The 17,329-nt window shown below is 72.9% G+C and carries 17 protein-coding genes and 1 tRNA gene; 8 read left to right on the forward strand and 10 right to left on the reverse strand.

Going from position 1 to position 17,329, the window contains the following annotated elements; all coding sequences use genetic code 11:
- Positions 1–137 precede the first annotated feature (137 nt).
- A complete protein-coding gene (locus tag ACIP4X_RS15805) occupies positions 138–1,463 on the reverse strand; it encodes a M20/M25/M40 family metallo-hydrolase (protein ID WP_391456407.1) in 1,326 nt (441 codons plus the stop codon).
- A gap of 206 nt (positions 1,464–1,669) precedes the next feature.
- Here ACIP4X_RS15805 and ACIP4X_RS15810 point away from each other — a divergent pair.
- Positions 1,670–1,754, forward strand: a tRNA-Leu gene (locus ACIP4X_RS15810).
- 91 nt (positions 1,755–1,845) lie between these two features.
- Here ACIP4X_RS15810 and ACIP4X_RS15815 read toward each other — a convergent pair.
- Together ACIP4X_RS15815 and ACIP4X_RS15820 are read right to left on the reverse strand one after the other, a co-directional pair.
- Complete coding sequence (locus tag ACIP4X_RS15815) at positions 1,846–3,138, reverse strand: phosphoribosyltransferase family protein (RefSeq protein WP_358737228.1); 1,293 nt, start codon at positions 3,136–3,138, stop codon at positions 1,846–1,848.
- Between the two features lie 12 nt (positions 3,139–3,150).
- Entirely contained in the window at positions 3,151–3,462 is a 312-nt protein-coding gene (locus tag ACIP4X_RS15820; protein ID WP_391456405.1) for a dsRBD fold-containing protein, read from the reverse strand.
- A 207-nt stretch (positions 3,463–3,669) separates the two neighbouring features.
- Between ACIP4X_RS15820 and ACIP4X_RS15825 the strand changes: the two genes are divergently transcribed.
- Positions 3,670–4,047: a YchJ family metal-binding protein gene (locus ACIP4X_RS15825; RefSeq protein ID WP_358737232.1), complete on the forward strand. Its 378-nt coding sequence runs from the start codon at positions 3,670–3,672 to the stop codon at positions 4,045–4,047.
- A 13-nt stretch (positions 4,048–4,060) separates the two neighbouring features.
- Here ACIP4X_RS15825 and ACIP4X_RS15830 read toward each other — a convergent pair whose 3' ends face one another.
- A complete protein-coding gene (locus ACIP4X_RS15830) occupies positions 4,061–4,765 on the reverse strand; it encodes a FadR/GntR family transcriptional regulator (protein WP_358737234.1) in 705 nt (234 codons plus the stop codon).
- 142 nt (positions 4,766–4,907) lie between these two features.
- Between ACIP4X_RS15830 and ACIP4X_RS15835 the strand changes: the two genes are divergently transcribed.
- Together ACIP4X_RS15835 and ACIP4X_RS15840 are read left to right on the forward strand one after the other, a co-directional pair.
- Positions 4,908–5,447: a gluconokinase gene (locus ACIP4X_RS15835; protein WP_358737236.1), complete on the forward strand. Its 540-nt coding sequence runs from the start codon at positions 4,908–4,910 to the stop codon at positions 5,445–5,447.
- A gap of 79 nt (positions 5,448–5,526) precedes the next feature.
- A complete protein-coding gene (locus tag ACIP4X_RS15840) occupies positions 5,527–6,924 on the forward strand; it encodes a gluconate:H+ symporter (protein ID WP_391456401.1) in 1,398 nt (465 codons plus the stop codon).
- Between the two features lie 104 nt (positions 6,925–7,028).
- Here ACIP4X_RS15840 and ACIP4X_RS15845 read toward each other — a convergent pair whose 3' ends face one another.
- The 4 genes from ACIP4X_RS15845 to ACIP4X_RS15860 form a co-directional block, all read right to left on the reverse strand.
- On the reverse strand, positions 7,029–7,664 hold the full coding sequence (locus ACIP4X_RS15845) for a cytochrome b/b6 domain-containing protein (protein WP_391456400.1): 636 nt from the start codon (positions 7,662–7,664) through the stop codon (positions 7,029–7,031).
- Positions 7,648–8,391, reverse strand: coding sequence for a molybdopterin-dependent oxidoreductase (locus tag ACIP4X_RS15850; protein ID WP_358737241.1), 744 nt, complete (start codon positions 8,389–8,391; stop codon positions 7,648–7,650). The genes ACIP4X_RS15845 and ACIP4X_RS15850 overlap by 17 nt, the downstream gene beginning before the upstream one ends.
- 101 nt (positions 8,392–8,492) lie before the next feature.
- Positions 8,493–10,076, reverse strand: coding sequence for an APC family permease (locus ACIP4X_RS15855; RefSeq protein WP_391456397.1), 1,584 nt, complete (start codon positions 10,074–10,076; stop codon positions 8,493–8,495).
- A 55-nt stretch (positions 10,077–10,131) separates the two neighbouring features.
- A complete protein-coding gene (locus tag ACIP4X_RS15860; RefSeq protein ID WP_391456395.1) occupies positions 10,132–11,082 on the reverse strand; it encodes a hypothetical protein in 951 nt (316 codons plus the stop codon).
- Between the two features lie 442 nt (positions 11,083–11,524).
- Here ACIP4X_RS15860 and ACIP4X_RS15865 point away from each other — a divergent pair, with 442 nt between their 5' ends.
- Both ACIP4X_RS15865 and ACIP4X_RS15870 read left to right on the forward strand, forming a co-directional pair.
- A complete protein-coding gene (locus tag ACIP4X_RS15865; protein WP_358735283.1) occupies positions 11,525–12,433 on the forward strand; it encodes a DMT family transporter in 909 nt (302 codons plus the stop codon).
- A 46-nt stretch (positions 12,434–12,479) separates the two neighbouring features.
- Positions 12,480–12,995: an NUDIX domain-containing protein gene (locus ACIP4X_RS15870; RefSeq protein WP_358735285.1), complete on the forward strand. Its 516-nt coding sequence runs from the start codon at positions 12,480–12,482 to the stop codon at positions 12,993–12,995.
- A gap of 19 nt (positions 12,996–13,014) precedes the next feature.
- Here the strand turns inward: ACIP4X_RS15870 and ACIP4X_RS15875 are convergent, their stop codons facing one another.
- Positions 13,015–13,608 carry a TetR/AcrR family transcriptional regulator gene (locus ACIP4X_RS15875; RefSeq protein WP_100567715.1) on the reverse strand — a complete coding sequence of 198 codons (594 nt, stop codon included), beginning with the start codon at positions 13,606–13,608 and terminating at the stop codon, positions 13,015–13,017.
- 129 nt (positions 13,609–13,737) lie between these two features.
- Positions 13,738–14,502, reverse strand: a complete 765-nt coding sequence (locus ACIP4X_RS15880) for an SDR family oxidoreductase (protein ID WP_358735289.1) — start codon at positions 14,500–14,502, stop codon at positions 13,738–13,740.
- 182 nt (positions 14,503–14,684) lie between these two features.
- Here ACIP4X_RS15880 and ACIP4X_RS15885 point away from each other — a divergent pair, with 182 nt between their 5' ends.
- Both ACIP4X_RS15885 and ACIP4X_RS15890 read left to right on the forward strand, forming a co-directional pair.
- Positions 14,685–15,926, forward strand: a complete 1,242-nt coding sequence (locus tag ACIP4X_RS15885) for an exo-beta-N-acetylmuramidase NamZ domain-containing protein (RefSeq protein ID WP_401348745.1) — start codon at positions 14,685–14,687, stop codon at positions 15,924–15,926.
- 85 nt (positions 15,927–16,011) lie between these two features.
- A complete protein-coding gene (locus tag ACIP4X_RS15890; RefSeq protein WP_401348748.1) occupies positions 16,012–17,328 on the forward strand; it encodes a serine-threonine protein kinase in 1,317 nt (438 codons plus the stop codon).
- Position 17,329: the final 1 nt, after the last annotated feature.

Genomic DNA, 17,329 nt, shown 5'->3' on the forward strand with positions numbered 1-17,329 from the left:
AATCGGGATACGAGCTTATGGTCGCATTCACCCGTCCCGGTCATTTCCGCACGTGCGGGCGATTACCGGGGTCAAGCCGGTGATGACGGACGGGACGGATCGCGGGACACGCCTCACAACGCGCCCCACTACGCGCCTCAGGACGCGTCGATGAACCGGTCGAGCACTCGCACCCCGAACTTCAGACCGTCCACCGGCACCCGCTCGTCCACGCCGTGGAACATGCCCGCGAAGTCCAGCTCCGGCGGCAGCTTCAGCGGCGCGAAGCCGAAGCCCCGGATGCCCAGGTCGTCGAAGGACTTGGCGTCGGTGCCACCGGAGAGCATGTACGGGATGGCCTTCGCGGCCGGGTCCTCGGCCAGCAACGCGGACTGCATCGCGTCCACCAGGGCCCCGTCGAAGGTGGTCTCGACGGCCTTGTCGGCGTGCACGTCCTCGCGCTTGACCCTCGGACCCAGGATGCGGTCCAGGTCCGCGAGGAACTCCTCCTCGAAGCCGGGCAGGAACCGCCCGTCGACGTGCGCGGTCGCCTCGCCCGGGATGACGTTGACCTTGTAACCGGCTCCGAGCTGCGTGGGGTTGGCCGTGTTGCTCAGGGTGGCGCCGATGAGCTTGGCGATGCCGCCGAGCTTGGCGATCGTGCCGTCCATGTCCTCCGGGTCGAGCTTGGTGCCGAGCGCGTCGCCCAGTTCGTCCAGGAAGGCGCGGGTGGTCTTGGTCACCCGCACCGGGAACCTGTGCCGCCCGAGCCGGGCCACGGCCTCCGACAGCTCGGTGATCGCGTTGTCCCGGTGGATCATCGAGCCGTGCCCGGCGGTGCCGGCCACGGTCAGCTTCATCCAGTGCATGCCCTTCTCGGCCGTCTGGATCAGGTACAGCCGCCGCTGTTCGCTGACGGTGAAGGAGAACCCGCCGACCTCGCTGATCGCCTCGGTGACCCCCTCGAACAGATCCGGGTGCCGGTCCACCAGGTACCGGGCGCCGTACGTGCCGCCCGCCTCCTCGTCGGCGAGGAAGGCGAGCACGATGTCCCGCGGGGGCCTGCGCCCGCCGCGCAGCCGGTCGCGCACGACCGCCAGCGTCATCGCGTCCATGTCCTTCATGTCGACCGCGCCGCGGCCCCACACGCACCCGTCCGCGACCTCGCCGGAGAAGGGGTGGTGGGTCCAGTCGTCGGCGTTGGCCGGTACGACGTCGGTGTGGCCGTGGATCAGCAGCGCGGGCCGGGAGGGGTCCTCGCCCTCGATACGGGCCACCGTGGAGGCCCGGCCCGGGTGCGACTCGAAGATCTTCGGCTCGAGGCCCACCTCGGCGAGCTTCTCGGCGACGTACTCGGCCGCCGCGCGCTCACCCGGCCCGGAGTGGTCGCCATAGTTGCTGGTGTCGATCTGGATCAGCTCGCGGCAGAGGTCCACGACCTCGTCCTCGCCGGTGACGCCCCTGGCCGTGCCCGTCTCGCTCACGCTGCTTCCTCCCGCTGTGCGCTGGTGGCCACCCCGTGTGCCGGTGGTCCACTCATCCTCCCCCTCCCCCGCGCCAACCCCAAGAGAGCCTCCCCGCCCCGGCCCGCCCCCGCACGGCCTGCGGGCAGAGCGGGTGATCGGACCTGCCCGAAAGCCTGGTAATGTTTCCTTCGTCGCGGCGGGAAGCCCCGCACGACAGACACCTGGTCCGGGTGGCGGAATGGCAGACGCGCTAGCTTGAGGTGCTAGTGCCCTTTATCGGGCGTGGGGGTTCAAGTCCCCCCTCGGACACCGGCAGAAGACGGTGTCGACCGCTTGTCGGTCGACACCGTTTTCGCGTTCCCCTCGCACAGTCGTCACCACACACCACATCAGCCCCGGGCTACACGTGCGCCGCCGCCATGTGGTCCGTGAACCAGTCCCGGGCCAGTCCGGTCACCGTCTCCAGGGCGCCGGGCTCCTCGAAGAGGTGGGTGGCACCGGGAACGACGCTGAGACGGCTCTCGCAGCGCAGAAGGGCCTGCGCCTCGCGGTTGAGGTCGAGGACCACGTCGTCGGCCCCGCCGACGATCAGCAGCGTGGGCGCGGTCACGTCCGGCAGGCGCGGCCCGGCGAGGTCGGGACGGCCGCCGCGGGAGACCACGGCGGCGATGTCCGCGCCGCGTTCCGCCGCGGCCCGCAGGGCGGCGGCCGCGCCGGTGCTGGCGCCGAAGTAGCCGACGGCCTGCCGCCCGGTGCCGGGCCGGCCGCGCAGCCAGTCGGTCGCGGCGGTGAGCCGGGCGGCCAGCAGCGCGGTGTCGAACACGTTGGCCCGGTCCCGCGCCTCCTCCGCGGTGAGCAGGTCGAACAGGAGGGTGCCGAGGCCGGCCCGGTTCAGGCCCTCGGCGACGAACCGGTTCCGCGGGCTGTGCCGTCCGCTGCCGCTGCCGTGGGCGAAGACCACGATGCCGACGGCGCCGGGGGGCACGGTCAGGTGGCCGCCGAGCCGCACGGAGCCGGCCTCCACCTCCACCTCGCGGTCGACGGGGACCCCGTGGGCGCGTGCCGCCGCCCGGCGGAGGCAGGCGACGACGTCCTCGTCGTCGAGCTGGGCGAAGTCGGCGTAGAACTGGCCGACCGCGAAGAAGTCCGGCGGGGTGTCCAGGCACACCAGCTCGTCCGCCTCGCCGCCGATCCGGTACGTCCAGTCCGGCGGTGCGACGGGGACCGCCAGCACGGTCCGCGCGGCGCCACGGGCGCGTACCGTCCGGCAGGCCGCGCGTGCGGTCGAGCCGGTGGCCACGCCGTCGTCGACGACCACGACGGTCCGGCCCGCGACGGCGACCGGCGGCCGTTCGCCCCGGTAGCGCGCCGCACGCCGGTCGAGTTCGCGGCGTTCGCGCTCCTCGACGCGCGCGAGTTCTCCGGGTGTGACGCGTGCCTCGCGCAGCACGTCCTCGCCGAGGACGCGTACGCCGTCCTCGCCGATCGCCCCCATGCCCAGCTCCGGGTGGGAGGGGACGCCCAGTTTCCGTACCAGGCACACGTCCAGCGGTGCGCCGAGGGCGTCCGCGACGGCCTCGGCCACGGGGAGGCCGCCCCGGGGCAGGCCGAGCACCACGACGTCCTGGCCGGTGAGGTGGTCAAGACGGGCGGCCAGTCGCCGTCCCGCCTCGACACGGTCCGTGAAGAGCACCGTGCGGCTCCTTCACTCCCTGGAGGTCCACAGGGGAGCGGGAGGGATCGCCTCGGGCGCTCCCACCGCGTCGATGTCGCCCGCGGCGGCGCGCAGCAGCTCACGGCCGAGCGCGATGAGCGCGCGGCCGGCCGCGAGTTCGTCGCCGATCTCGGGCACCGCCATGTCGTACGGATTGCGGCGGGCCTCCGCGCGGGTCTCCAGCACGTTGTCGCCGGTGTCCAGGACGATCCGGGCGGTGGTGTCCGGGTCGTGCTCGGACAGGTACAGGCTGAGCCGCCACTCCTTGACGGACGGAGGCCGGCTGCCGATGGGTCGAGTCATCGTCCGTGTCTCCTCAACTCCGGTGGGAGGCAAGGCCACGGCGTCGGGGCGACGGGTGCCCCGGCGAGGCCTCCGTCTTCCACTGTGCCTCCCCCGCGCGCGTGCCGCACGGGCGCGAGGGAGGCAGGGGCGACCGGGAAGCGGGTGAACCGGGGCGGCGGCCGTACCGGCGGCGGGCGGGCGCGCCGCCGCGGGCAGAATGGGGGCATGACCACGCGTTCCTGCCCGTGCGGGCTGCCCGAGCCGTACGAGAGCTGCTGCGGCCGCTATCACGGCGGTCCTGCCACCGCCCCGACCGCCGAGGCGCTGATGCGCTCGCGGTACTGCGCCTTCGTGCGGCGGGACGCGGGGTATCTGCTGCGGACCTGGCACCCGCGGACCCGGCCGGCGCGGCTCGACCTCGATCCCGGGATGCGCTGGACGGGGCTCGAGATCCTCGGCGCGACGGACGGTTCGGCCTTCCACGGCACCGGGACGGTGACGTTCCGGGCGTCCCACCGCGGCGGCTCGCTGCTCGAACGCAGCCGGTTCGAGCGGGTCGACGGGGCGTGGGTGTACGTGGACGGGGACTTCCCCGAGCAGTGAGGCGAGCGCGGGGCTACGGCGCCAGGACGTCCAGTTCCTGGAGGGCTCCCGTGGTGATCTCGCGGGTCAGCCGCTCGGCGAGTTCCTCGTCGCGGGCCCGGACCGCCTCGGCGAGCTGGACGTGGAGGGTGACGGCCGCGGGATCGGGCTCCTCGAACATGACCTCGTGGTGGGTGCGGCCCGCCAGGACCTCGGCGACCACGTCGCCGAGGCGGGCGAACATCTCGTTCCCGGAGGCGCTGAGGATCACCCGGTGGAAGGCGATGTCGTGGACCAGGTACTCCTGGAGCCGGTGGTGGCCGCGTGAGTTGGCCACCATGCCGAGGGCGCACTCGGTGAGTTCGGCGCACTGCTCGGCGGTGGCGAGCCGGGCGGCCAGGCCCGCGGCGACCGGTTCGACGGCGGAGCGCAGCACGGTCAGCGACCGCAGTTGCCGTGGCCGGTCGGCGCCGGCCAGGCGCCAGCGGATGACCTGCGGGTCGTAGACGTTCCACTCGGTCTGGGGGAGCACGGTCACGCCGACGCGGCGGCGGGAGGCGACCAGGTGCATGGACTCCAGGACGCGCACCGCCTCGCGCATCACGGAGCGTGACACGTCGAAGCCCTGGGCGAGTTCGTCGGTGCGCAGCACGCTGCCCGGCGGGTACTCACCCGCGGTGATGGCGGGGCCGAGGGTGTCCAGTACGCGGCCGTGCAGCCCTCGGCCCGGTGTGCTCATGCACTCAGCGTACGGGGCGGGTCACGATCTCAAAAAGTCAGACTTATATGCCACACACCCTTGAATTAGTCGTACCTATGGGTTTCAGTGTGGCGAATGCCGGATGTCGGCGTTCCATGTCGAGGAAGACAGCGAGGCAGTGATGCGCACCCCCCACGTCGTCGTGGTGATGGGCGTCGCCGGCACGGGCAAGACCACGATCGGTCCCCTGCTCGCGGCCCGGCTCGGCGTTCCGTACGCCGAGGGCGACGACTTCCACCCGCAGGCCAACATCGACAGGATGACGGCCGGGATCCCGCTCGGCGACGAGGACCGGTGGCCGTGGCTGGATGCCATCGGCGCCTGGGCGCACGGGCGGGCGGGTCTTGGCGGGGTGGTGAGCAGCTCGGCGCTGAAGCGGTCGTACCGCGACCGGCTGCGGGCCGCGGCTCCCGGCGTCGTCTTCGTGCACCTGACGGGCGACCGGAAGCTGATCGAGGACCGGATGGCGCACCGCCAGGGGCACTTCATGCCGACGGCGCTGCTGGACTCGCAGTTCGCCACGCTGGAGCCGCTCCAGCGGGACGAGCGGGGCGTCGCCGTCGACGTCGCCGGGTCGCCCGAGGAGATCACCGCACGCGCGTTGTCCGCGCTGGACGGCCTCGACAGCTCCGCGCGGTCCCCCGAGGAGCAGCGGCCCTGAGCCGCGGCGCCTCACCCCCACGCCCGCCGACCGCGGCACACCTCTCCCCACCGTCCATCTTCACCAGCAAGGGAACACCGTGACCAGACTCAGCGTCGAGATGCTGGCAGCGGACGCGCCCGCGCCGATCACCTCGGCCGGCCATGCCCAGCTCGGCATCGCCGCCCTCGCGGGCATCGCCGTCATCGTCCTGCTCATCACCCGGTTCAAGCTGCACGCCTTCCTGTCCCTGACCATCGGAACGCTCGTGCTCGGCGCGGTCGCCGGGGCACCGCTCGACAAGGCGATCGCCAGCTTCACCGCCGGCCTGGGCTCCACCGTCGCCGGCGTGGGCGTGCTCATCGCCCTCGGCGCGATCCTCGGCAAGCTGCTCGCCGACTCCGGCGGCGCCGACCAGGTCGTCGACACGATCCTGGCGAAGGCCAAGGGCCGTGCGATGCCGTGGGCGATGGTGCTCATCGCGTCCGTGATCGGTCTGCCGCTGTTCTTCGAGGTCGGCATCGTGCTGCTGATCCCGGTCGTGCTGATGGTGGCCAAGCGCGGCAACTACTCCCTGATGCGCATCGGTGTGCCGGCGCTGGCCGGTCTGTCCGTGATGCACGGCCTGATCCCGCCGCACCCCGGCCCGCTGGTCGCCATCGACGCGGTCAAGGCCAACCTGGGCGTGACGCTGGCGCTCGGCATCCTCGTCGCCATACCCACGGTGGTCATCGCGGGTCCGCTGTTCGCCAAGGTCGCGGCCCGCTGGGTGGACGTCCCCGTCCCGGACCGGATGCTGCCCCAGCGCCCTTCGGAGGAGCTCCAGCGGCGTCCGGGCTTCGGCGCCACGCTGGCCACGGTGCTGCTCCCGGTGGTGCTGATGCTGGCCAAGGCCCTGGTCGACATCGTCGTGGACGACCCGGCGAACATGACCCAGCGTGTCTTCGACGTCGTCGGCTCCCCGATGATCGCGCTGCTTGCCGCCGTGCTCGTCGGCGTCTTCACGCTGGGGATGCCGGCCGGGTTCAGCAAGGAGCGGATCTCCTCCACCGTCGAGAAGGGCCTCATGCCCATCGCCGGCATCCTGCTGATCGTGGGCGCGGGCGGCGGCTTCAAGCAGACACTGATCGACGCCGGTGTGGGTCAGATGGTCCTGGACGTCTCCAAGGACTGGTCGATCCCGGCGCTGCTCCTCGGCTGGCTGATCGCGGTGGCGATCCGGCTCGCGACCGGTTCCGCGACGGTGGCGACCATCTCGGCGGCCGGTCTGGCCGCCCCGCTCGCGGCCGACATGTCGTCCACCCACGCCGCTCTGCTGGTGCTGGCCATCGGCGCGGGCTCGCTGTTCTTCAGCCATGTCAACGACGCCGGGTTCTGGCTGGTGAAGGAGTACTTCGGGCTGAGCGTCGGCCAGACGATCAAGAGCTGGTCGGTCATGGAGACGATCATCTCGGTGGTGGCGGGCGCCGTGGTGCTGCTGCTGTCCCTGGTGATCTAGGGGTACGCGGTCGGCGGCGGCCGTGGCCGGGGCATCGCCCGGTCACGGCCGCCGCTTCCGTTCGTTCCCGTGCCGCCACCGGTCCTCGCGCCCGCGTGGTGGTTCTACGGACGCCACAGCGGGTGTTCTTCGTCCGCCCACGCGCGGCTCACCAGGCCGGTGCGCATGCCTCGGCGGGCCTCCGGGTCGCCGAGGGCCATGCCGATGTGGCCGCCCAGGACGACGCCGATGGTCAGGGCGAGCCAGTCGTGGACGAAGGTGGCGCTGGTGCGCCAGGCCACCGGGGTGAGGTGGGTGAACCACATCATCAGGCCCGTGCCGAGCATGACCAGTCCCGCCCCGGCGATCCAGGCGGCGTAGATCTTCTGGCCGGCGTTGAACTTCCCGGCCGGGCGGGAGGCGGACCCGCGGTCCCGGCGCAGGGCGGCGCGCAGCCAGACCCCGTCGTGCCGGCCGAAGCGGTTGAGGAAGCGCAGGTCGGCGCGGAAGGCGCGGGAGGCCAGGCCCAGCAGGACCGGTACGGGCAGGGCGAGGCCCGCGCACTCGTGGACGCGGACGACCAGTTCGCGCCGGCCGACCAGTTCGGCGAGCTGGGGGATGTAGAGGCAGGCCGCCGTCACCACGCACACGCCCATGAGCGCGGCGGTGGTGCGGTGCACCCACCGCTCGGCCCGGGTGAAGCGGCGGACGCGGGTGCCGGACGTGCCGGGCGGCGCCGGGGCGTCAGCTCGTAGGGACATCGCCGCGTCCGTTCGAACGGCCGACCCAGGCGTCGACGTCGTAGCCGAGGTTCTCCCAGTAGCCGGGCTCGACGCGGTCGGTGACGGTGATGCCGGAGAGCCACTTGGCCGACTTGTAGAAGTACATGGGGGCCACGTACAGGCGGACCGGCCCGCCGTGCGCGTGGGCCAGGTCCTTGCCCTGCATGCGCAGCGCGACGAGCACGTCGGGGCGGCGGGCCTGGGCGAGGGTGAGGCTCTCGGTGTAGGTGCCGTCGAAGCAGGTGAAGCGGACGGCCCGGGCGCCCGCCCGCACTCCGGCCGCGTCGAGCAGCCGGGAGAGCCGTACGCCCTCGAAGGGGGTGCCTGGCACCCGCCAGCCGGTGACGCACTGGACGTCGCGGACCAGCCGGGTCCGGGGCAGGGCCCTGAGGTCGTCCAGCGTGTAGGTGGCGGGGTGGTCGACGAGGCCGTCGACGGTGAGGCGGTAGTCCGTGGCGTCCTTGTGCGGGACCGAGGCGGCGACCGAGTAGTAGCGGAAGCCGCCGCCGTTGGGCAGCAGGCCGGTCAGGCCGGTGGGGTCCTTGCCGGACACCGCGCCGAGCAGGCCCTCCATGCCGCGTTGCAGCGTGGGCGCGGTGGCGACGCCGAGGGCGCCGAGGCCGAGGGTGGCGAGGAAGACGCGGCGGCCTACGGGGCGGCCTTCCTCCTCGGGCCGGCCCTCCTCCTGCGGAAGTTCGGGGTTCACGTCTTCATTCGAGCACCCGCGCTCCCTGCGGGCCAGGGATCGCGGATGCTCGTCAGACTTCCGTCATTGTTTTCCGTGCCCGGGGTTTTCCGTACCCGGGCCTAGGACGCCGCCTCCGCCGTCTCCGCGGCCTCAGCGGTCTCCGCCGCCTCGGCCGCCTTCTCCAGTTGGAAGGCCTCGTTGCCGAGGCCGATGCGGGCGTGCGCCTCCGGCCGGCGGGAGCGCAGGACGGTGCCCTGGACCAGGCCGACGACAAGGGCGAGGCCGATGATGCCGGGCAGCACACGGCTCAGGAGCGAGCCGGGGCCGGCGTCGACCAGGACGTCGAAGTCCTTGACCGTGTAGGTGGCGATCACCAGCAGGGCCAGGCCGGCCACGGCGGAGGTGACCAGCCGCCAGGCCTGCGCCGCCGCGGCGCCGCGGCGCACGAAGAAGACGATCACCGACACGCTGGCCGCCGCCATCAGCACGATGACGCCGAGCGCGCCGAGGTTGCCGAACCAGGTGAACAGGTGCAGCACGGGCGCGGTCGGGTCGCCGGTCGGCTTGTCGTCGGTGACGGCGAAGGCGATCACGATGACCAGCGAGACGACGGTCTGCGAGAGGGATCCGGTCGCGGGCGCGCCGCTGGAGCTGGAGGTGCGTCCGAAGGCGGCCGGGAGCAGGCCCTCGCGGCCCATGGCGAAGGCGTACCGGGCGACGACGTTGTGGAAGCTCAGCATGGCCGCGAACATGCCGGTGACGAACAGGACGTGCAGGACGTCGGTGAAGGTGCCGCCGAGCCGCGACTCGGTCAGGGTGAACAGCAGTCCGGCGCTCTCCTTCTGCGCCGTGCCGATGATCGCCGCGGGGCCGGTGGCGATGGTGAGGGCCCAGCTGCTGATCGCGAAGAAGACGGCGACGCCGGCGACGGCGAGGAACATCACGCGCGGGACCAGGACGTGCGGGCGGCTGGTCTCCTCGGCGTACACCGGGGCCTGCTCGAAGCCGAGGAAGGCGGCGATGCAGAAGCACAGCGCGGTGCCGATTCCGGCGCCGGCGAGCGTGTCCGGGTTGAAGGCGTGCAGGGACAGGCCCTCCTTGGCCGGGTCGGCGATCGCGGCCACGTCGAAGATCACGACGAGTACGACCTCGATGACCAGGAGTACGCCGAGCACGCGCGCGTTGACGTCGATCTTCAGCCAGCCGAGCGCGCCGACGACGGCCGCGGCCACGAGCGCGGGGATCCACCAGGCCACGGTGAGGTCGGCGTAGGTGGCGAACAGGTTGGAGACCTCGAAGCCGAAGATCCCGTAGATGCCGGCCTGGAGCGCGTTGTAGGCGACGAGTGCGACGAGCGCCGCGCCGGCGCCCGCCGTGCCGCCGAGGCCGCGCGAGATGTACGCGTAGAAGGCGCCCGCGTTGTGGACATGGCGGCTCATCTCGGCGTACCCGAAGCTGAAGAGGATCAGTACGGTGCCGAGGAGGACGAAGAGCAGCGGCTGTCCGACGATCCCCATCACCGCGAATGTGGTGGGCATGACACCCGCGACCACCATGAGCGGGGCGGTCGCGGCAAGCACGGAGAGCAGCAGCCCCCCCGTGCCGAGGCGGTCGGCGCGCAGGGCGCGCTCCTGCCCCTTGAAGGTGCTGATGCCGCCACCGTCGGCGGTGGTTCTGCTCGTGCTCGAACTGCCCGTCGTCATCGGGGGTTCGTCCTTTCGGGCGTCGGGGTCGTGGTGCGTACGGGGTTGCTGGGCACTACACCGCACCGAGCGCGGCGGCGCGCGCGATGCGGAAGGCGGTGTACGGATCTCGGTCGGGGTACGCCCACGGCGCCTGGGTGGGATGGTCGCCGATGCGGTGGAACAGGGCGGCGGCCTCGGCACCCCGGCCCTCGCAGTGCTTGGCGTGGGCGAGGAGGTTCAGATCGACCAGGCGACGGGGATGGCCCTCCTGCTCCCACTCCAGCCACCAGTCGAAGGCGGCCTTCATCACCTGCCGGGCCCTGCGGCCCGTCCAGTGTCCGGAAGCGGCCGGGTCGGCCTGTACGTGGCCCGCGCCGGCCAGGACGCGGTAGCGCTCGGCGTGCGCGACCACCGGGAGCATGGCGAGAGGCGAGTCGGCGGGCGCCTGCTCGGCGGCCCAGTTGGCGAAGTCGTAGACCTCGTGCAGCGGGTCGGGGCCGGCGTCGGCCTGCCGCTCGGCCAGCTGGGCCACCATCAGATGGTGGGCGTGGTGGTGGTCGGGGTGGCGGTGGCGGACCCTGTCGAAGAGGCGGACGACCTCCTCCTCGTCGCCGAGGCCCCGCTCCAGCAGGAGCAGGCCGAACCAGGGCGTGGGGTCGGCGGGCGCCAGCGCGGCCGCCGCACGGCAGGCCTCACGGGCCCGGTCCGGCTTCTCCCTGCCGGACAGGGCGCCCTGCACCAGGGACATGCCGAGCAGGACGGAGGCGTCGGCGGACTCGGGCTCGGCGAGCAGCCACTCACGGGTCCAGGCCGCGGTGTGGGACTCCTCCGCGAGGACGGTGACCCGGTGGCCTCGGCGGTCCCAGTCGTCCTTGGTGCGCACCAGCAGCGAGCGCACCGCCTGCCACCTTCCCTGCGCCAACGCCGCGCGTGCCTCGCGGAGTTCGGTGTCGTCGAGCGCGGTGTCGAAGGCCTGGGCGGCGCGCTTGCGGCCGCGTCCGAGGGGAGGCGGGGGTGGGGACACCGCGGAACTTCCTCACGCGCTCTTTGTTTCGTGGCCCGGCGCGCGCCCCGGGAGCGGCCCCCCGTTCGGCTCACCGGCCTCGGCTTGCTCGTCGGTCATCGGCTTGCCATCGGCTGATCACGGACAGCAAACCCCCAGCCAACGCACCCCGTCAAGGGTCGGCCGTGCGTTACACGCGTCAACTGCCCTGGCCCAGGCGGCACTTGTGAAGAGAGGGGGTCACCGGGCCGTGGCGTCGGTCCCTGCGGCGGGACGTTCACTCCTATGGCCTACGCCATGGCGCGGCGGTCGCCGCGGATTCCACCACGGTCCGGAGCCGAGTCCGCGCCCCGGGCGCGGGGTGTCGTGACCGGGATGGCCCGCCCGAATCCGGACCATCCCGGCGGCGGACCGGGTCCCGGGACGCTACAGTCGGCCATTACGCACCCCGTGGCCCGGCCGGATGATCGAGGTACGCAGCGTGTCGGTTCTGGTTGTGATTCTCGCCGTGAGCGCCGCCTGCTGTCTGGGCTTCGGTTTCGTGCTCCAGCAGAACGCGGCCCAGCGGGCACCGCTCAGCGACTTCCTCTCGCCCCGGCTGCTGCTGGACCTGATCCGGGTGCCACGCTGGCTGGGCGGTCTGGGGCTGATGATCGGCGGCATGGTGCTGGGCGCCCTCGCCCTGGGCCGGGGTGAGATCTCGCTGGTGGAACCGCTGCTGGCCACGAACCTGCTGTTCGCCCTCGCGCTGTCCCGGCGGCAGACCAGACAGCCCCTGGGCGGACAGGGCTGGGCGGGGCTCGCCCTGCTGGCCGGCGGCGTGACCGCGTTCATCGTGGCGGGCCGGCCGCGCGCCGGCAGCGCCGTCACCGACCCGCTGCGGCACTGGCTGATCATCGGCGTGATGGTGGGCGTGGCCCTGCTGCTGACGGCCTACGCCAAGCGCTCCCGGCTGAGTTGGGGACCGGTTCTGCTGGCGGTGGCCGCCGGGCTGCTCTACGGCGTGCAGGACGCGCTGACCCGGGTGAGCGGGCAGCGGTTCTCGGCGGGCGGCTGGGCGGAACTGTTCACCGGCTGGCAGCCGTACGGGCTGCTGGTGATCGGCGTCACCGGGCTGCTCCTGGTGCAGAGCGCGTTCGAGACGGCGCCGCTGCGCATGTCCCTGCCGGCGCTGACCGCGGCCGAGCCGCTGGCCGGGATCGTCTGCGGGGTGGGCTTCCTCGGCGACCGGCTGCGCACCGACACCGGGGCGCTGGCCTGGGAGGCCTCGGGGCTCGCGGCGATCGTGACGGGCATCGTCCTGCTCGGCATGCACCCGGCGATGCCGTGCGGCGCGGTACCGGAGCAGAAACGGGACCTGCAGCCACGCTGAGCCCCACGCGGCGCCGACGGTGACGGCGGACTGCTTGGATGGCCGTATGAGCGCTGAAGACGAGATCCTCGACATCGTCGACGAGCACGACCGCGTCGTCGGGCAGTCCCCGCGCGGCCGGGTGTACGCGGAGGGGCTGCGCCACCGCTGTGTCTTCGTGCAGGCCCGGGACGCGGAGGGCCGCCTCTTCGTCCACCGGCGCACCGCCACCAAGCTGGCCTTCCCCTCGCTCCACGACATGTTCGTCGGCGGGGTGGTCGGCGCGGGCGAGGCCTACGACGACGCGGCCCTGCGCGAGGCCGAGGAGGAACTGGGCGTGACGGGGCTGCCCCGCCCCGAGTACCTCTTCAAGTTCCTGTACGACGACGGCGCGGGCCTCACCTGGTGGTCGGCCGTCTACCAGGTGCGCTGCGAGCTGCCGGTGAGCCCGCAGGCCGAGGAGGTCGCCTGGTACGACTTCCTGCCCGAGGACGAGGTGGAACGCCGCCTGGGCGAGTGGCAGTGGGTGCCGGACGGGCTGGCCGCCTACGAGCGCCTGAAGGCGCACCGGTCGCCGGGGTGAACCGGCGGCGCCGCGCCCGCTACGGCCGCAGTGCCCGCAGCAGCAGGTCTGCCAGATGGTCCGCGAGTTGCTGGGGGCCGAGCGGGCCGTCGGGGCGGTACCAGGTCGACAGGTGGTGGACGGAGCCGAAGTGGTAGTCGACCACCAGGTCGGCCGGGGTCGCCGTGGAGAAGACGCCGGCCCGCTGGCCCTCCTCGATGAGCGCGCGGAAGCGTTCGTGGTAGCGCCGCCGCTCGGCGCGCACCTGCTTGTTCTTCTCCGGGCCGAGGTGGTGCATCGAGCGGAAGAAGATCATGGCGTCGTCGAGGTTCTCGATGGTGGTGACCACCACGTCCGCCGCCGCGTCCCGCAGCCGCTTCTCCACCGGTTCGTCGGCGTCCGCGAAGGCGTCGAGGCGCTCCTGCTGGACGCGCAGCACGCGCGCGTACACCTCGTGCAGGAGGTCGTCCTTGGAGCCGAAGTAGTGGTACAGCGCCCCCTTGGTGACGCCGGCCGCCTCGACGATCTCCTGCACCGAGGTGCGGTCGTAGCCCTGCTCGGCGAAGAGCCGGGTGGCGGCGGCCAGGAGCCGCTGCGGCACCGGCGTGCCGCCTGAGTCCGTCGTCCTGGGCACCTGCCGCCACCTGCCTTCCGTGTTCCTGCTCGCTGTGCTGCCTGGGGGAACGCGGTTCCCGACGGAGGATCCTCCCATTTGCCGCCGCCGGCGCGTCCGGCAGGATCCCGGTCGGCCCCGCCCCCGGTGTCACCCGGTCTCCTCCCAGGTGCGCTGGATGTGGTTCATGTTCGTCAGCCAGCGGTCGGGATCGGCGGCCCTGGCCCGGTAGAACCCGGCGACCTCGGGGTGCGGCAGGATCAGGAAGCGGTCCTGGGCGATGCCCTCCAGCAGGGCGTCGGCCACGTCCTCCGGTGCGATCGCGGTGGGCCGGAGCACCAGGTCGCCGGCGCTGCCGGTGGCGGCCAGCATGTCGGTGCGCACGCCCTGCGGGCAGATCGCGTGCACCTTGATCCCGCGGTGGCGGTAGGTCAGCGACAGCCACTCGGCGAAGGCGTACGCGCCGTGCTTGGTGACGCTGTAGGGGGCGGCGCCGATCATGGTGAGCAGCCCGGCCGCGGACACGGTGGAGACGAACCGGCCGCTGCCGCGTTCCAGCCAGCCCGGGAGCAGCGTCTCGGCCGCGCGGACGTGGGCCATGACGTTGACGTCCCAGGCCTTGGCCCACATCTCCTCGCCCGCCGCCTCGGAACCGCCAGCGCCGAGGCCCGCGTTGGCGCAGTACACGTCGACCGTGCCGCCGAGCGCGTCGCGGGCCGCGGCGACGACCTCGGAGGCGTCGCCCGGGAGGGCGGTGCCGCCGATCTCCGCGGCGACGGCCGCGGCCCGGTCGGCGTCGAGGTCGTTGACGACGACGCGGGCGCCCTCGGCGGCGAACCGGCGGGCCAGGGCGGCGCCGATCCCGCCGCCGGCTCCGGTGACCACCACTCCCGCACCCTGCACGGCTTGCACCATCGGTCTCCTTCGGCCTGGCTGCGACATGACACGGAACGGCTCCGCCGCTCCAGACTAACCAGTCGGTATGTGGTGCCGGAAGACATGTTCCGCGGGAGGCGCCGTCCGCTTCGTTCCCTGGGGGACGGGCGCACGCTAGCGTGCGTGGACATGACACCCGCAGCGATCACGGAGGTCACTGTATGAAGCTGTCCAGACGGAGCCTGCTCGCCACCACCGCCGCCGCGGCGGCCTCCGGAGCCGTGGCGGGCCCGGCCCAGGCCGCTCCCGGCGGCAACCGCCCGCTGCGCACCGGTTTCGAGCGCCTGGACGCCGAGGGCTACGCCTCGCTGCGCGGGCAGCGGGTCGGGGTGGTCACCAACCCGACCGGCGTCACCCGGGACGTGCGGCACATCGTGGACGTGATGCACGCCGACCGCCGGGTGAACCTGGTGGCCGTCTTCGGCCCCGAGCACGGCTTCCGCGGCACCGCGCAGGCGGGCGGCTCCGAGGGCCGCTACGACGACCCGGCCACCGGGCTGCCGGTGTACGACACGTACCTCAAGAGCGGGCAGCCGCTCGCCGACGTCTTCGCGGCCTCCGGCGTGGACACGGTCGTCTTCGACATCCAGGACGCGGGCGCCCGCTTCTACACCTACATCTGGACGCTGTACGACTGCATGGAGGCCGCGGCCCTCGCCGGCAAGCGGTTCGTGGTGCTCGACCGGCCCAACCCGGTGAGCGGCCGGGACGCGCTCGGCCCTGTGCTGCACCCGGAGTTCGCGACCTTCGTGGGACGGCAGCCGATCGCGCAGGCGCACGGCATGACCGTCGCCGAGCTGGCCCGGCTGTTCAACGGCGAGTTCCTCACCACGCCGGTCCCGCTGGAGACCGTTCTGATGACCGGCTGGCGTCGCTCGGACTTCTACGACGCCTCCGGTCTTCCCTGGGTGCCGCCGAGCCCGAACATGCCGACCCCCGACACCGCCCTGGTCTACTCCGGGACGTGCCTGTTCGAGGGCACCAACCTGTCGGAGGGCCGGGGCACCACCCGCCCCTTCGAGCTGCTCGGCGCGGAGGGCGTCGACGGGCGCTGGGCGGCCGCGGCCGAGGGGCTGCACCTGCCGGGGGTGTACTTCCGGGAGGCGTACTTCGCGCCCACCTTCTCCAAGTTCCAGGACAGGACCGTCGGCGGAGTGCAGATCCATGTGCACAACCGGGACGCCTTCGATCCGGTGCGGACCGGGATCGGTCTGCTCGTGACCGCCAAGCGGGTCTGGAGCGGCTTCGCCTGGCGCTCGGACAACTGGATCGACAAGCTCACCGGCTCCACCCGGGTGCGCACGATGATCGACGTGGGGGCGGACACCGACGAGGTGGTGGCGGCCTGGCGGCAGGAGCTGGCCGCGTTCCGGAGGATGCGGAAGCAATACCTCCTCTACTGATGTGCCGTGACCCCTGGCCCCTCCGCCCCGTTGGCAGGACGATGCGCGACACATCGCTGAGCCTGTGGGGACGAGGGGGCCGGTCATGGCGGATCCGGACATCGGTGTGGCGCCCTACTGGGAGCTGACCTTCGACGCCGACGGGGACGTGGACGGCACAGAGCGGGACCGGCTGCTCGCCGGAGCCGGACGGCCGCCGGTGCGCGACCTGATCGTCTTCGCGCACGGCTGGAACAACGACCGCTCGGAGGCGACCCGGCTCTACGGCGGCTTCTTCGCGCCGATCCCGCGGCTCGCCCCGGCGGCCGGGATCGGGTACGTCGGGGTGGTGTGGCCGTCGATGCGGTTCTGCGACGAGCCCATCCCCGACTTCCCCCGCTCCACCGCCGCGGGACCGGCGCCGTCGACGGGGCTCGACAAGGACACCCGCAGGGCGCTGCGGGGCACGTTCCCCGGGCGGGCCGCGGTGGTCGACGCGCTCGCGCGGATGCTGGACGGCCCCGTGCGGGAACCGGCCGCGCTGGAGGAGTTCGGACGACTGGTGGGGCGGCTGACGGAGGACGTGTCGCCGGGACCGGCTGCCCGGTTCGCGGCGGACACCGTGACGGAGGGCGTGCCGCAGCACGGGCCGGCGATGTTCGCACGGCCCGCGGCGGACGTCTGCGCCGAGTTCGCCGGCGCCCTCGCCGGACTCCAGGACCCGGGCGGGCAGCGGTCGTTCACGCTGCCGAACCCGTGGAACGGCGCGAAGGAACTGCTGCGGCAGGCGACGTACTACACGATGAAGCGGCGCGCGGGCGTCGTCGGCGAGCGGGGGCTGGGCCCGGTGCTCGGGCGGCTCGCGCAGGCGGCGCCCGGGGTGCGGGTCCATCTGGTGGGGCACAGCTTCGGCGGGCGGCTGGTGTCGTTCGCGCTGAACGGGCTGCCCGAGGGGGTACGGACGGTGAAGTCCGTGACACTGCTCCAAGGCGCCTTCTCCCACTACGCGTTCGCGTCCCGGCTGCCCGGCGACCCGCGCGCGGGCGGAGTGCTGCGGGGCCGGGAGCGCCGGGTCGACGGCCCCCTGGTGTGCTGCCACTCCCTCTTCGACACGGCCCTCGGCACGCTCTATCCGCTGGCCTCACGGATGGCGGACGACGACCGGTCGGTGCTCGGCGTCGACGTGGGCGCCCTGCTCGGACCCGCCTGGGGCGCGATGGGACACGACGGTGTGCAGGCGGTGACCGGCACACGCGCGTGCACGCTCGCCACGGCCCTGGCCGGGCCGCTTCCGGTGTCGGGATGCGTCAACGTGGACGCGTCCGAGGTGGTCAGGCGCGGCGGCCCGCCGGCCGGCGCGCACAACGACATCCTGCACCCGGAACTGGCGCAGGTGGTGCTGGCGGCGGGCCGCGTCCACTGAC

It is taken from the genome of Streptomyces sp. NPDC088817, from assembly GCF_044750345.1.
Lineage (GTDB): Bacteria > Actinomycetota > Actinomycetes > Streptomycetales > Streptomycetaceae > Streptomyces.